This is a genomic window from Moorena producens 3L (assembly GCF_000211815.1).
Taxonomy (GTDB): Bacteria; Cyanobacteriota; Cyanobacteriia; order Cyanobacteriales; family Coleofasciculaceae; genus Moorena; species Moorena producens.
The window spans coordinates 136,039-151,193 of the sequence record NZ_GL890874.1 but is presented as its reverse complement, the minus strand read 5'-3'; the positions used below and the strand labels follow the sequence as shown (position 1 = coordinate 151,193).

Below are 15,155 nucleotides of genomic sequence, written 5' to 3'. Positions count from 1 at the left end.
TTTGCCTTTTGCCTTTTGCCTTTTGCCTTGCGCGTAGCGCTATATCATCCAGCGATCGCTCTGTGTTTTTCGTACTACAAATCGAAGTGCGAAATCTGTTCCCTGATCCGAAGTTACCTGCTCGGAAGTCCCTACTCCCTAAAACCGAGAACCTTGTACCTCACCCAATTGACAAATCCTATTGGGTTTCTAAATGAGATGTAAACCTAGAAGGTCTTTTTTTTTATCCAATAAAACGCCGGATATCTTTCCCCTCTTGCTTCTTGCTTCTTGCCCCTTGCCTTTTTCTAAGGGTAATCGTTCACAACTCAAATGGATCCGGATCTGATCTCAAACACCAAGGAAACTAGAATACCTAAGCAAATTTTGCTTCAAAAAAAAATTTTTCTGATCATCTGCGAAAAGTTGGCTTGAGAGGCGCTGTAACAAGTAGCAATGAAAAAACGCCGCCTGGGCCGGTGTTTGATGAATTTCTAGAAAAGGTGTATTCTCAAATGATTAATTTGCTAAAGCAGCTTTGGACAACACTAGTTTCCTTCACTCTCAACATCAGAAAGCGCTGGCAACAATTAGCAGCAACGATACTGAAGGTATTCAAGGAACTAAGCGATAGTAATTCTCAGCCGATTGACCAGCAATCATCATCCCAAGAATCCCAAGAATTCAAAAAACTATCACAATCATCACAACTAACGATAGTAATGAATTACACACCACCGAATGATGGAGACGGACCTCCCAGTGAAACCGGAGACGCCGGATCTCTCTGGAAATTGTACCAGCTAATCCATGAAAATCCTGAGTTTAGTAACCCACAACTGTTACCAATATCAGCATCAAGACAACTACAACTATCACAACTACAGATGGTAAATACTTTCACACCACCCAATGATGGAGACGGCCCCGTAGGTGACGGCGAAAACGCCGGATCATTCTGCAAATTTCACCAGGTAATTGATGAAAATCCTGAGTGTACTGACCCACAAGCATCTAGTGTTACCAAGTCGTCTTCAGGTCAATCAACCTTGCCCTCTGACCCTGTCTCGCCCAAACCTGAGTCAAAACAATTGTCAACTGTCATGAGTTGGAATCCATTCACAGATTACAATCCACCGAAAGATGGCAAGGGACCCGTCGGTGACAGCAAAGATGCAGGTAGTTCTTGGCGCAGATAGTAGTTACTGAGTTTAAGTATACCAGTTTTCTATTCCTTAAAGTACTTTTTTCCTGGGTTTTAGAGAATAGGGAGTAGCGACTACATCGCTGCTCCCTATTCTCTATCCCCTGTTCAACACTTCTGGGAAAAAGCCAGCTTCCAAAACCTGCTCCTGAGCAAAAGAACACTCACAAGGAAAAGTGCTCAACTTAATCCCAGTTTCCTGGGCTGCCTTAATCCGAGCTTTTTGATAACTTTGCTCAAAGACCTCTGGCAAAAACGCTACGGTGCGCGCCTCCTAGGGCGAGTAAATCGCCCTTGGGTCGCACCGTTTTAAACTAGGACTATCCTCCAGCAATTCTTCCAAAGCGATACGCTGTTCAGTGATAGTATTGATCCAACTATCGCTCCTTTTCCCTGGTTGATACATCCACTTCAGTAAATGCATCAGCAACACAATCAAGCGACTTTTTAACTCGCGCTTTTCCCGTTTACCCATGCTTTCGACTTCTTCAATCAGATTCGCTACATCAACTTGGGTAAACTCACCCTCCCGTAACTGTTGCGCAGTTGCCTCGGTCCATAAGTAAAAGTCTTGCTGATAAAGGTTGTGGGTTGTTGTCATCGCTCATTTCCCCAATTAATTGATGCTAGCATTTGGAGACTCCCCGCTCTTACCTAGACGGGGATTTTGATTTGTTTGGCGATCCCAATTCTTAAGCCGCTACACAATAATTTCATGCTAAGAATTCAGCTGTCAGCTGTCAGTGGTCAGTGGTCAGCCTTTAGCTCAATACCTTTAGTGGTGCGTTACGGGGCGGGCTATCTCAACCCTGGCTACGAGGTGGAAAATGAGGGCGAGCCCTTCCCTAACGCACCCTACGCCTCACTTCCCACCCTCCCCACCTACATCTATGGTCTTAATTCAAATCATTGATATTAATTTACCTGCCCTGTTGCACAAAACCCGATTGTAGAATATAAACTATAAATAGTCAAATAAATTTAGGTAAACTACTGCTACAAGACCACCGGAGAAGGTAATGTCCCTAGGAAAAAAACTACGAGAACGCCGTGAAAGTCTAGGTTTAACCCGCATACAAGTTGCCAGAGCCTGTGATGTCGTAGAGTCTACAGTGATTAACTGGGAGGCTGATCGGCACAAGCCTAAGCTTTATCCAGAACAGACTAAAGCCTTGTGTGATATTTTAGATCTCAAAGTTGAGGATCTGATCCAGTAACATGTAAGGGTATAGCCAAAGCACAGGATGGCTTTGTGCGATCATTTCATAATCATCTATAGTGCTGCGGATAGCAATAACTATATCGATTACTCTTGTTCCCGTCGCCACCAAGCACGGACTAGTTTAATGTCGTCATAGGAGTAACTTTCTCCTAAGTACTCCCGTAATTTTTTCAGATACTGATCACCCACTTTTTCAATTGCTTTGATAATTGGCTCATGGCGTTCCAATGGTACCAGTCGTTTTAAATCCACTGGCTGATTCATTTCAATTAATTGGCTCAAATGATCTATAATAGTTCTGGTAGTATACCCTCGTTGTTGAGCAATTTCCTCTACACTTAACCCTTGTTGATAGAATTGCAGGGTTTTCATATAGGTACTGGAGGGGAGGGGTTCTGGTAGTTTTTGCTCTTGACAAAATGCCCGAATTTCTGAAATAAATTGCTCGCCATACTGGGTAACTTTATACTGAGTGACACCGGAAAGTTTGGCAAAGTGCTCTAAGGTTTTGGGTTTCAGCTGTGCCATCAGTTTCAGTGTGGAATCAGCAAAGACCACATAGGGCGGAATCGATTGGCGATCAGCGAGCTGTTTCCTTAATTTCCGCAGTTTCTCTAGCAGAATCTCGGCTTCAGCTACTCTGGGGTTAATTTCCCCTAAGGCTTTTTCTACAGATGACTGGGGAATAGGAACGTAAACAGAACGTTGCTTGCGCAGGATTTCCCAACTTAGTTTATTGAGCTTCAGCACAGAGTAGCCATCGGTGGTTTGGTCTACTAATCCTTGGTGCAAAAGCGATCGCACTAGAATTTTCCAAGCCTCTGCAGTTTGATCTTTACCAATACCATAAGTAGAGAGTAAGTGATGGCCATACTGCTCAATTTTCTTACTTTTTGAGCCCCGCAACACTTGAATAATGTGGTTCATGCCAAACCGTTCCCGACACCGGGCTACACAAGAGAGGAATTTTTGAGCTTCAATGGTCCAATCTTCTAGTGGCTTAGGATAGCAACAGTTATCACATTTCTCACAATTCCCTGGAAACCGCTCACCAAAGTAGCCCAGCAAAATCCGGCGGCGACAATCTGTGCCTTCTGCGTAGTCAACAATCTGATTTAACTGTTGATAGGCAATCCGTTGTTCCTTGGGATCGGGCTTTTGATCAATCAGATAATGAAGTTTTGAGATATCACTAGCGCTATATAAAACCGTACATGTGGCTGGTTCCCCATCCCGTCCTGCTCGTCCCGATTCCTGGTAATAACTTTCGATGTTACGAGGTAAATCGTAGTGAATCACAAACCGTACATCTGGCTTATTAATTCCCATGCCAAAGGCTACCGTAGCTACGATTACCCGCACATCATCCCGGATAAACCGATTTTGATTGGTTGCCCTAGCCTTATCCGTCATTCCACCATGGTAAGGTAGGGCAGAAATACCATCATTCTGTAACCGGAAAGCGACTTCTTCTACGGAACGGCGGCTCGTACAGTAGACAATACCAGAACCTTGGTGAGAACGGATCTGTTTTAATAACTGTTGATAGCTTTGCCGTTGTTTTGGTTGAACGTCGTAGTAAAGGTTAGGACGGTTGAAACTGGCGATGTGAACCTTGGGCTGTCGCAATTCCAGTTGTTGGATAATGTCCTGTTGGACTCGATTAGTGGCAGTAGCGGTCAGCGCCAGCACTGAGCTATTAGGATAGCGGTTACGTAATAGTTTTAGTTGCCGATAGTCTGGGCGGAAATCATGCCCCCATTGTGAGACGCAGTGAGCTTCATCAATGGCAAAGGTGGGAATACCGATTTGCGATCGCACTCTATCCAAAAATGGGATAAACTGTTCTGCCAGTAACCGTTCTGGTGATACGTAGAGTAATTTTATCTTACCCTCAAGGATAGCAGCTTCCCGCGATCGCATTTGTTGGAAGCTCAAGGTACTATTGATAAACGTAGCCCCAATCCCATTATCTTCCAAAGACGTCACTTGGTCTTGCATCAAGGAAATCAGAGGAGATACCACAACGGTTAATCCCGGTTTCAGTAGAGCTGGCAGTTGGTAGCACAAGGATTTACCACCGCCAGTGGGCATGATAATCAGTAAATCCTGATTTTGCAGCGCCTCTTCAATAATCTGTTGCTGTCCTGGCCGAAAACAGTCGTGACCAAAAAAATGTTTAAGGGCATGCTCCAGGGATGGCGACTGTTCCATGGTCGTGAGGGGATTGCGATCAGTTGATTGTTGGGATAAGATTATTATGCCTAAAAACTATAACATAGAGCGCTACTCCCTATTCCGTACCTACAACCAAATCCCACAGCACATCAATACCACTGCCCACATAGTCGGAATCTTGGTGTTGTTCAATCCATTCAATCACAGCAGGGAGAATATGATTGGATGTTTTGCCCAAATTGCCCAAGGCTTGGGCTGCGCTGCTACGCACAAAAGAATCATTATCCTGAAGCAGAGCTAGTAGGGCGTTGACTACAGCTTCTGAGCTGTTTCCCAATTTGCCCAAGCCTATGGCTGCCCCTTGACGCACATAAGAGCGATCATCCTGAAGCAGAGCTAGTAGGGCGTTGACTACGGTTTCTGAGTTGTTGCCCAAGTTGCCCAAGCCTATGGCTGTCTTCCCACGAACATAAGAGTGATCATCCTGAAGCCTTGCTAGAAGGGCATTGACTACGGTTTCTGAGCTGTTGCCCAATTTCCCCAAGGCTCTGGCTACCTGCCCACGCACATTAGACTGATCATCCTGAAGCCGTGCTAGAAGGGCGCTGACTAAGGTTTCTGAGCTGTTACCCAATTTACCCAACCCTCTGGCTGCTTGACCGCGCACAAAATAATTATCATCTTGAAGCCTTGGTATTAGGGCGCTGACTACGGTTTCTGAGCTGTTGCCCAAGTTGCCCAAGCCATAAGCTGCCCTCCAACGCACAAAATAATCATCATCCTGAAGCCGTTCTATAAGGGTGCTGACTAAGATTTCTGAGCTGTTGCCCAAGTTGCCCAAGGCATCGGCTGCACTCACACGTACATCAGGATCGGGATCCTGAAGCCGTGCTAGGAGGGTGCTGACTACAGTTTCTGAGCTGTTGCCCAATCTGCTCAAGGCATCGGCTGCCCACCCACGCACATTAGAATTCTCATCCTGAAGCTTTGCTAGGAGGGTGATGACTACAGTTTCTGAGCTGTTGCCCAATTTACCCAAGGCTCTGGCTGCCCTCCAACGCACATCAGAATTCTCATCCTGAAGCTTTGCTAGGAGGGCGTTTATTACAGTTTCTGAGCTATTGCCCAATTTATCCAAGGCATCGGCTGCACTCACACGCACATCAGAATTCTGATCCTTTAGCTGTGCTAGCAATATTGTAATTACCTGATCCTTTTCCCCTAACTCGGCTCGATAGTGGAGCAATCGGCACTCATTAATTCGATCGGATTGCTCTTTCAACAATGCCAATACCTGTGCTTGAAAATCCGTTTCATATAAACTACAAATTACCTGAAAAACCTCCTCGCGAATCTTCTTGGCAACCCGATTTTTACTAGTCACCTCCAACTCAACCAACCGCTCCAAAATCTCTTGCACCAACCCACGATCAGCACCACGCAAATTTTTCGGGTCTTCTGCCAAACAACTACCAGCAAACAACAAATCACGATGCAACCACTGCTCATAGTTACTAGTATTATTCAAAACTGCCCGAATCGCCCTCGCTGCCTTTTTCGGTTTTTGCTGTGCTATCAGCAATAATAACACTTCGCGCCAGTGGGAGTCATGCAAATGCTCCCGAATCTGACTCAAAACAATCTCAAAATCTCCCTCATTATCCGCCTGATAGTCAATCTCTTCAGCACACAAATATTCCTGAAAGGTCTTATGGACAAAAGCGTAACAATTTTGCCCTTGCTCATTCAACAAACCAGTGCGATCGCGAATCAAGGTTACAAATGCTTCGGCTTCTTCTTCAGCTTGGTATAACTGCACCTGCTTCAAGGTTTTAATCTGCTGACTCAACTGATCAATCAACTCATCTTGGTTAATCAAGGTGCCACCTTCATTATTGCCAACATTTCCCTGAGTATGAATCCAATAAGCCAACAATTCCATCAATCGGCGTAAATCATATAAATCTAGATACTTAAATATTCCATGACTGCTGATTTCTTTGTTAGCATCCCAAGAGGTTAACAACGTCTTGACAGCACAATTATAAAGCTCAAACCGTTCCTTAGGTAATATAGCTTGATACCGATGAATCAATGCAATAATTGTCAACAATAACGGATTCCGTGCCAATAGCTTAATCCTGTCATTATCATCCAGCGCCTTTCGTAAACTATGCTTGCGCCTTTCAGCTTCGGCTTGATCTTGAAACCTGCTGTTATACCAGTTATCAATAAATGCCGAAATCTTCTGGTCATCAAAGGGTTCAATTTGATAGTGGGGAAATTCCTCAGTGTGGAAAAAGTCGCGTCGATAACCAGCCGGTCTAGATGTAATAATAGCGCGATTTCTGTCAAACTGTCCCAAAAAATTCTCAATCCGCCTGACTACATCATTCCGTTTAGCCTCTTCTGGCACTTCATCCAAACCATCTAGCAATATCAACGCCCTCCCATCAGATAACCAATGCTCAAAAAATCCTACTGGTAACGGTTTCACTGACATCGTGTTTTCAGCAAATACCCGAGCATAGTCGATCAGGCTTTTATCGAGATTTATCGCAAAATCTCGCATCCTAATTAAAATCGGTAGCCAGTCCGTATCAGCATCTAATCCTAAAATCTCAGGATTTTGCTGAGCCAACATTACTGCAAAATAACTCATCAAGGTGGTTTTTCCGGAGCCTGGCGCACCCAATATCACTACTCGTCTTGATTGACTTTGGCTCAATAACTGCTCCGCCAATAATTTGCGGCCAGTCGTCTTTGCTAATAGTGCTATTTCTGACTTTTCCCCACTACCAGCTGCTAACAAATCCCGTTCCCAAGCGCCAACAGTTGATACGTCTTCCACCACATCTGGCATTACAAAGATTTGGGCTAACTTCTCCGATTTTTCTACTTCTTGCCCAGGCACAGCAATGCCAGCAAATTTAACATCATCAAACCAGTTAGCTAACTGCTCACAATAATCCTGTTTAGCTACCTGAAATTTTAGATAAGTATCGGTCTGCTGAAAATAAGCATTAATAAATTTCTCTATCCAAGGCTTAATACTATCTTGATTCAGTTTAATGTCATTGGCTTCACCTTGCTGTTGAAATACCGTGCTTAAAATCTCTCGATCAGGCTTACCGTGATTAAGTAGCGGTTTCTGTAATTCCGCCAAAACAGCAGAATTAGTAAAATAGTCGCGCAAAAAATTATTAACTCCATTCCAGCCATCCGGTCTAGCGTGAAAAAATAAGCGCTGGCTCGGATCCCGTTGTTTTTCCCATTCTTTAACTGCCGCTTCGCCCGCTTTGATTGCCTTCTCTACATCGCTTTTAGTCAGAGCTTGACTTAAGCTATCCCATCCTTGTCCCGAAACAATCTCTAACAACGATTCCCCTATTTTCGGGATTGCCCAACCGGCTAATACTGACAAGGGTTCTATCATTTATGTCTAATTATGGTTAATTAGTTTAATTATAGCAATTTAGAAAGCCTGGTTTTTTGCGTGGGTTTGGATCCCCCTAAATCCCCCTTAATAAGGGGGACTTTCCAGAGCGATTTCCGGGCTGCTCTTAGGGAGCAGTGAGTAGGGAGTAGGGAGTAGGGAGTCGGTTTTTTTGTGTGGGTTTGGATCCCCCGTTTCCCTTAATAAGGGGGACTTTCCAGAGCGATTTCCGGGCTGCTCTTAGGGAGCAGTGAGTAGGGAGTAGGGAGTAGGGAGTCGGTTTTTTTGTGTGGGTTTGGATCCCCCGTTTCCCTTAATAAGGGGGACTTTCCAGAGCGATTTCCGGGCTCCTCTTAGGGAGCAGTGAGTAGGGAGTAGGGAGTAGGGAGTCGGTTTTTTTGTGTGGGTTTGGATCCCCCGTTTCCCTTAATAAGGGGGACTTTCCAGAGCGATTTCCGGGCTCCTCTTAGGGAGCAGTGAGTAGGGAGTAGGGAGTAGGGAGTCGGTTTTTTTGTGTGGGTTTGGATCCCCCGTTTCCCTTAATAAGGGGGACTTTCCAGAGCGATTTCCGGGCTCCTCTTAGGGAGCAGTGAGTAGGGAGTAGGGAGTAGGGAGTCGGTTTTTTTGTGTGGGTTTGGATCCCCCTAAATCCCCCTTAATAAGGGGGACTTTCCAGATCGATTTCCGGGCTCCTCTTAGGGAGCAGTGAGTAGGGAGTAGGGAGTAGGGAGTAGGGAGTCGGTTTTTTTGTGTGGGTTTGGATCCCCCGTTTCCCTTAATAAGGGGGACTTTCCAGATCGATTTTCGGGCTCCCCCCTTAATAAGGGGGACTTTCCAGATCGATTTCCGGGCTCCCCCCTTAGCTAAGGGGGGCTGGGGGGGATCGAGCTAGTAAATGCGATAGAAAGTTCGATGCTCTGAAAGATAAGCTACGCGAACACATAATTATTCTATCAAATTAAATGCTATCCCAGAATTAAACTCTAAACTTAAATGCTATCCCAGTATTACAGTATTAATTTTATAAAATTGATGCTCTAAACTAACCGATAAGTGATGGCATAGCAGCTCCAATATACTTTTGAATCTAAGAGATTGAGCGAAGGTCACGCTACGCGATCGCTTTTTTTCAATTAACAAAAAAATCATCAAAAAAATTACCGTTATACCCCCTCCCGTCAAAAAAAAGTTCAAAAAAAAATTTTTTAATTACTTGACAATGCCAATAATAGTTTATAAGATAAAGTTGTTAAACAATACAACAACAACTTTAATTATGGACATCGAAAACTTTCTCCCAAATTTTGAGTATAATCCCAACAATCCTAGTTTCCCGGAATTATCTGGCCAAGGGCAGCCAGGACGGGAGCAAATCAAACATATATTGATCGGTTCTCCCAAAACCGTGCGGGTCACAATCTATAATCTTTATAGCCGTGGCTACGCACAAGTTCATGAGTGGAGCACTCCTCAACCTACCGGAAATCCTGGTGAGGTGATCAGTATATTGATTCGATATCTGTTGGTAGATTAAGATAGCAAATTGCCAGGGATGCCAATCCCTCTCTTGATGCAGTCGCTCATGGGGGAAACCCCCAAGACCGCTTAGGTGCGCTTTCCGTTGGCGAATTAAATTCGCCACGGGTCGCACCTCTGCATCGCTGGCGACAGGTCAAAACTCAGGAGAAAGTACGAAGTCTAAAGTATTAAACCTAAGTTGGTATGTTGTTGATTTGGTGAACATATAGTCAAGGATCATAGGGCTCTTGACTATTACAAAAAATCATTCGGTCAAGCATTGGAATTAACCAGGACTTGACCGAATTTTTTTTAAGTATTTAGCTATCAGCTGTCAGCTGTCAGCTGTCAGCTATCAGCTATCAGTTAGCAGGGAACAGGGAACAGGGAACAGGGAACAGAGAACAGGGAAGAATATTTAGATGTACTTCAAACTTACTAAAAAACTCAACAGCACTAATCAAGACTTAAAACTTAATTGCGACAGTGCAATAGTTTTTTAAAACCATCCACATCACCCACATCACCCCTAGCAGTAATGCAATAGTTTTTCTAAACTTCCACCCTTACAACGTGTTAAACCCCCATAACCCTTTGCATCTTTTCAAAAATCCTGTTAAAATAACAATATCGTTAAAGCAATGGTTTTTCGGCCATGATGATTTCTACCGCACAAGCTGCTAAATTACTAGGTGTCTCTGCCACTCGCGTCCGTTTCCTGTTGAGCAAGGGCAGAGTCAAAGGAGCTTATAAAGTGGGTAGAACTTGGGTGATTCCCTTATTTGACGGTATGCCAGTGGTCACCCCTGGTACTCGTGGACCGAAGCGGAATTGGTCAAAGCTTACACAGTACACTAAAGCTGTGATCCACGTTAATCAGAAAGTGATTCGCCAAAATCACAACAGTGGCGATCGCAATCCCGTGATTACCGTAAAACGCGGCGCTAAAAATATTTATGGTCATACGGTCGAAGTGAATGGCCCTTGTCGGGTGATGTATCGCCCAGATGATCCCCTAAATTGTGGAGCACGGGTATGGATTGAGACTATTTCTGATTTTAAGGTTAGCTGAGCCAGGTCTAAACTATTAGTGATAGCGCTATGCCCTGGGATAGGGAATAGCGATTAGTTAAGCATGGTCGAGAGGCTTAAAGCAATGGGAATGCATTCAAAGGTAGCCGGATTTATAGGAGGTGAACTATTTTTAGAAATTCGGCGCTGTCAATTGCCTTACTTTATTCCTAAAGAATGCGTGATCAAACCACAAACAGAGTCTGGGTATGAACCAGATGTCATCGTTTTAGACAAGCAAAGGGTTACTGATAACGAACCACGGTGGGAAAAAGAATCCATTATCACACGGGGGTCTTCTGTTCGTTTAGTTGTAGAAGTGGTTTCAACAAACTGGAGCGACGATTACGCTTTGAAACTGGAAGAATACGAATCTTTCGGAATTGCTGAATATTGGATTGTTGATTATTTAGTTGAACTCTCTACGCTTTGAAAAACGTAGATTCTAAGCAGATGTCACTTTGCGGGTTGAAACCACGCTCCGTGAAGCTTCACGATAGGATCTAGATAGTGAGTCTAATCTATATCGTTGTGGCAGGTTCAAGTCTGCTCTACCGACCTCGGCTAGGGAGATCCCTAGCTGTGTCGCTACTTTTCTTAAAATATTGCAAGCTCCGTTGCAATCTGCGTTAATTAATTCACCTTTTGCAGACAGGTATTGTCCACGCTTTACTCTCTTTCCGCTTGCTGCCCACCCCTCAGGTTTCGCGCCGAGCACAGGTAGGAAATCACGATCTAAAAAGCTAGCTTTACTGGTGTAACTTTCTTCGGTTTCAACAAACTTAATGCCATATTCGATGCACAATTGCTCAATTCGATTTTTTAATTTAGCGGCAGGTATCTGTACGAACTGCTGATTGCTCTTTTTGCCAATATTTATGCTGTCTTTATTTCTCTTGTTCCAACCAAACACCACTGTGGTGACTTGGTTTCTTTGACACCAATTAATAATAAATCTAGCGACCTTGTTCACGTTGTCGCGCATTTGTCGGTTGCGCTTTTCGGTCAAAGAGGCTAATTGATTATCCCAATAATCTTGAGACTTTCCTTTTTTGATCCTAGCTACACGCTTGTTGTACCACTGATTCTGAGATTTGACTTTTTTGCCATCTATAATAAAAGAATTCCCCACATTAGAGACACAGGTTAACCAGTTGTTGAGACCTGGATCGATACCTAAGACCTTATTTGTTGGCGTCACTGGTTCAGGATTTGGCCTTTCATATACAAACTCTAAATAAAAACAGCCATTCCTAGGGACAAAACGATATTCTTTAATTGACTTATGATCTATATTAGATGGCATTGGTAGTAAGAAGTGATCAATACCAAACCAGACCTTAATCTGCTTACCTAAAGTAAACTTAAGCTGGCCTTTTACTAGCTTTACCCACCGAGCGGGATAACTTACTACTGCCAGACCTCCCTTTTTGCGGTACTTTGGGACTCTAGGTTGATCTGCCAACTGCCCTTTGTTATACAACTTCTTGAGGGCTTTGTAAGACTTGAAAGACTCAATAACTCCATGCAATGTCTGTTGAGCACAGGCTGATCTCATCGCTTTGAAGTGGACATTACTTTTCATGATTTTGTCCAATTCTGCGTTATTGAGATATTTGCCAGCCTTGAACAACATTTGACGGCAATAATATATTCCGCAATTTGTTAATTTGTTAGCCTCTGAGCAGATAAATTCTATAACCGCTTGGTTTTCAGATGTCGTGCTTATTAAATGTTGTTGACAACCGTACATATTGCATCGACCTTTTGCTGTGTTAATATAATTATATACCCTGATAATTAAGGTGTCAAGCAAATGCCAGAAGAAACTAAGAAAAAAGTTGGAAGACCGAGTTTGCATGGTGTACGAAAGAAATCCTATAGTGTCATGACTACAGAAACGGCCTGGAATGGATTAAAGGAGATGGCTAAAGATTCTGGTTTAAGCCTTTCTGAATTTCTAGAAACCTTAGGGAGAACAAAACAGCTTCCATAACGCGATAGCCGGGATTTATCCCGGCGCGCTGGCCTATAGCCACGCTACGCGAACGCAGGCCACTCAATAAATTAAGTGGCTAACTCTCGCTCGATGTTTCTCTGTTTAGGCGGTAGGCGATTTATCGGTAATCCTAAACAACCTACTTTATCGGTCTACCAATTGATAGATGGCGAATATCACGTTAATCAGTTCCGAGGAGCGAACCGTATCCTATCGCCAACCTTTCCAGAATTAAGGTTAAATGGTGATCAGGTTTTTCAAGCGATCGCTTAATCGGCTTTGTTTCCTCTACCACCACACCTCCCACACCATCCATACCATCCACACTATCCACACTCTTCCCCGGTGAGGATCAAGCCTCCTGACTGGCTTGGGGGAAAATAGTGAGCTAATTTTGAATAACCTAAATCGGTATTGTAACAATATGAATTTAAGATTTGGTTAATTAAAGGTAAAATCAGGTGGACATTGGGAGTATAGATAGTAATTCAGATGCTCAAAGTAGGAACCTTAGTTCGAGTGATTTATCCTGATTATGTTGCAGGTCTTTCGGGTCGTATTGAAGCACAGGAAGAATCCGGTCGTTGGATAGTCAGATTAGAGGAAAATCCCTTTGAGCAGAATGATCAAGCATTTATATTATCTCTAGATGAGTCAGACTTTGAAGTAATTAAGCCTCCTTCATCCTAGTCAAGCTAGTTATCATATTTTCTAGTGATCAGATTTTCCATCTCCACCAACCATGAAACACCAGATAAATATAAATGAGTTCAAGAAAAACGTCAAAGCTGACTTTAACACCAGACCAAACTATGATCAAGGAAGCTTTCACCCTCGGCTAGCCAAGGGTCTAGTAGAACTATCCCACCTGCAAACTGGACAACGAATTCTAGATATCGCTACCGGCACAGGTTTAGTAGCAATTCTAGCTGCCAAAGTTGTCGGTGCTTCTGGAGCTGTTGTCGGTGTAGATATTTCCTCAGGCATGCTCAATTTAGCCCAACAAAAAGTTAAAGCCGAAGGTCTCAACAACATCAAATTTATAGAAGCAGATGCAGAAACTATCAACTTCCCAGATAATAGTTTCGATAGGATTCTATGTTCTTCAGCCATTGTATACTTAACAGATATCCCTGCTGCGTTACGGCAGTGGTATCGCTTCGTAAAACCAGGAGGATTAGTCGGATTTTCCTGTTTTGCAGCAAACGCCTTTCCTACAGGGGGTCTGTTTCGAGAAAAAGCAGCAGACTATGGCATTGTAATTCCTAATCCCAATGGACCCCTTGGTAGTCCCGAGAAATGTCACCAGCTACTCACCGAAGCAGGTTTTCAAGACATCAACGTCAAAACCGACCAATTGGGTTACTACAGCAGTGATACTCAAATAGTAGCAGCAAACTCTTGGCGGGGAAACTCAAAGAGTGCCTTTGGTGCGGAAGTTTTCCAGCTTTCTCCAGAGAAATTAGCGCAATTGAAAACTGAATTCTTTGCAGCCGTTGAGCAATTAGCCACAGCACAAGGCATTTGGATAGATATTACAACGTTTTTTGTTGTTGCCAGGAAATCGATAACATTTTCTATTACCAAATAATCCCTAAATCTAAGCTATCAGCTATCAGCTATCAGCTAATGGGGCGGCTACTTGAGTGGCTATTGGCCTTTGGCCACGCTACTTGAGGTGCCAATGGGGCGGCTACTTGAGATCCGAACAGCTTGTGAATAAAATAAGCTGACTGCTGACTACTGACTGCTGACTGCTTACCTTAGGTTTTTAAAGGTTAAACGTTGCACTATTGCTATTATTTATTTTTCTTTTTGTTCTTCCTCCACCACTGGCATTGATTCTGTAGCATCTTCTGCTGAGTAGCCTGAAAATTTAGCCAATTGCTCTAACGACAGCATACCAGGATAAAACCGACCATTAATTTCCCAGGTTGGAAAGCCTTTGATCTTCGCTTCAATGCATAAGTCAGTTTGGGAGGTTTCAGCCCTTGGGTCACATTCAATATAATTGATCTGCTTAAATGCCTCACCAAACATTTGCTTCTGCTTTGTACAATAGGGACACCAGTAAGCCCCATACATTTTAGCACCAATTTTGTTCAAATGACCAGATAAAGAGGTGGCTGAAGGGGTAACTGGGAGTTCAGGAGCAGGGGATTCTAGGGTTACTTTTGTAGGGGTAGAGGGTGAGGGTTCTCCTAAAGAGGATTCCGCAGCTACTGTCAGTAGGACAAGACTAGAAATCACCCAGACAGTCTTATTTAAACTACGAATAAATATCCATGGGAGTTTAATGCTAGGTTTGGCGTTCATAGTTTGTAGGGGATATATTGGAATTATCCAGGGAATTAATCACTTCTTTACCGTTTTAACCTGATCTTGTCGGAAACTACCAAATCTTGATTAATGGGATCTAACCTCTCTACTTTCTTTGCTTACCAGGCTCCCAGCCCATTAGCTGGCAAGCATAGCATCGCCATATAGCAATCCTATCTGATTCGTGAAAGAAATGGACTGCTTTAAGGCAGAAGGCACCCACCCCTAA

At 43.6% G+C, this 15,155-nt stretch carries 11 protein-coding genes and 3 pseudogenes; 8 read left to right on the top strand and 6 right to left on the bottom strand.

Going from position 1 to position 15,155, the window contains the following annotated elements; genetic code table 11:
• Positions 1 to 494 precede the first annotated feature (494 nt).
• Positions 495 to 1,178, top strand: coding sequence for a hypothetical protein (locus LYNGBM3L_RS12685; protein WP_131826917.1), 684 nt, complete (start codon positions 495 to 497; stop codon positions 1,176 to 1,178).
• 102 nt (positions 1,179 to 1,280) lie between these two features.
• On the opposite strand, the pseudogene LYNGBM3L_RS12680 reads toward LYNGBM3L_RS12685, so the two are convergent.
• A pseudogene (locus LYNGBM3L_RS12680) lies at positions 1,281 to 1,784 on the bottom strand (DUF29 domain-containing protein).
• Positions 1,785 to 2,202: 418 nt separating this feature from the next.
• Between LYNGBM3L_RS12680 and LYNGBM3L_RS12675 the strand changes: the two are divergent.
• On the top strand, positions 2,203 to 2,400 hold the full coding sequence (locus LYNGBM3L_RS12675) for a helix-turn-helix transcriptional regulator (RefSeq protein ID WP_008183401.1): 198 nt from the start codon (positions 2,203 to 2,205) through the stop codon (positions 2,398 to 2,400).
• A gap of 89 nt (positions 2,401 to 2,489) precedes the next feature.
• Here the strand turns inward: LYNGBM3L_RS12675 and recQ are convergent, their stop codons facing one another.
• The 3 genes from recQ to LYNGBM3L_RS43385 form a co-directional block, all read right to left on the bottom strand.
• On the bottom strand, positions 2,490 to 4,619 hold the full coding sequence (gene recQ, locus LYNGBM3L_RS12670) for a DNA helicase RecQ (RefSeq protein ID WP_008183399.1): 2,130 nt from the start codon (positions 4,617 to 4,619) through the stop codon (positions 2,490 to 2,492).
• Between the two features lie 79 nt (positions 4,620 to 4,698).
• Positions 4,699 to 8,019: a HEAT repeat domain-containing protein gene (locus LYNGBM3L_RS12665; RefSeq protein WP_008183397.1), complete on the bottom strand. Its 3,321-nt coding sequence runs from the start codon at positions 8,017 to 8,019 to the stop codon at positions 4,699 to 4,701.
• A 1,339-nt stretch (positions 8,020 to 9,358) separates the two neighbouring features.
• Positions 9,359 to 9,661, bottom strand: a complete 303-nt coding sequence (locus LYNGBM3L_RS43385; RefSeq protein ID WP_154659767.1) for a hypothetical protein — start codon at positions 9,659 to 9,661, stop codon at positions 9,359 to 9,361.
• A 531-nt stretch (positions 9,662 to 10,192) separates the two neighbouring features.
• Here LYNGBM3L_RS43385 and LYNGBM3L_RS12655 point away from each other — a divergent pair.
• Both LYNGBM3L_RS12655 and LYNGBM3L_RS12650 read left to right on the top strand, forming a co-directional pair.
• Entirely contained in the window at positions 10,193 to 10,609 is a 417-nt protein-coding gene (locus LYNGBM3L_RS12655; protein ID WP_008183392.1) for a helix-turn-helix domain-containing protein, read from the top strand.
• Between the two features lie 63 nt (positions 10,610 to 10,672).
• A pseudogene (locus LYNGBM3L_RS12650) lies at positions 10,673 to 11,020 on the top strand (Uma2 family endonuclease); the annotation flags it as partial.
• A gap of 33 nt (positions 11,021 to 11,053) precedes the next feature.
• Here LYNGBM3L_RS12650 and LYNGBM3L_RS12645 read toward each other — a convergent pair.
• Positions 11,054 to 12,361, bottom strand: a complete 1,308-nt coding sequence (locus LYNGBM3L_RS12645; RefSeq protein ID WP_071986867.1) for an RNA-guided endonuclease InsQ/TnpB family protein — start codon at positions 12,359 to 12,361, stop codon at positions 11,054 to 11,056.
• Between the two features lie 63 nt (positions 12,362 to 12,424).
• Between LYNGBM3L_RS12645 and LYNGBM3L_RS12640 the strand changes: the two genes are divergently transcribed.
• From LYNGBM3L_RS12640 to LYNGBM3L_RS12630, 4 genes and pseudogenes are all read left to right on the top strand, one after another.
• Complete coding sequence (locus LYNGBM3L_RS12640) at positions 12,425 to 12,604, top strand: hypothetical protein (protein ID WP_008183384.1); 180 nt, start codon at positions 12,425 to 12,427, stop codon at positions 12,602 to 12,604.
• A gap of 96 nt (positions 12,605 to 12,700) precedes the next feature.
• Positions 12,701 to 12,880 (top strand): annotated as a pseudogene (locus LYNGBM3L_RS36365) (Uma2 family endonuclease); the annotation flags it as partial.
• 219 nt (positions 12,881 to 13,099) lie between these two features.
• Entirely contained in the window at positions 13,100 to 13,297 is a 198-nt protein-coding gene (locus tag LYNGBM3L_RS12635; protein ID WP_008183380.1) for a hypothetical protein, read from the top strand.
• 52 nt (positions 13,298 to 13,349) lie between these two features.
• Positions 13,350 to 14,198: a class I SAM-dependent methyltransferase gene (locus LYNGBM3L_RS12630; protein WP_008183377.1), complete on the top strand. Its 849-nt coding sequence runs from the start codon at positions 13,350 to 13,352 to the stop codon at positions 14,196 to 14,198.
• Between the two features lie 212 nt (positions 14,199 to 14,410).
• Here LYNGBM3L_RS12630 and LYNGBM3L_RS12625 read toward each other — a convergent pair whose 3' ends face one another.
• Positions 14,411 to 14,923 carry a glutaredoxin family protein gene (locus tag LYNGBM3L_RS12625; RefSeq protein WP_008183374.1) on the bottom strand — a complete coding sequence of 171 codons (513 nt, stop codon included), beginning with the start codon at positions 14,921 to 14,923 and terminating at the stop codon, positions 14,411 to 14,413.
• Between the last annotated feature and the right edge of the window lie 232 nt (positions 14,924 to 15,155).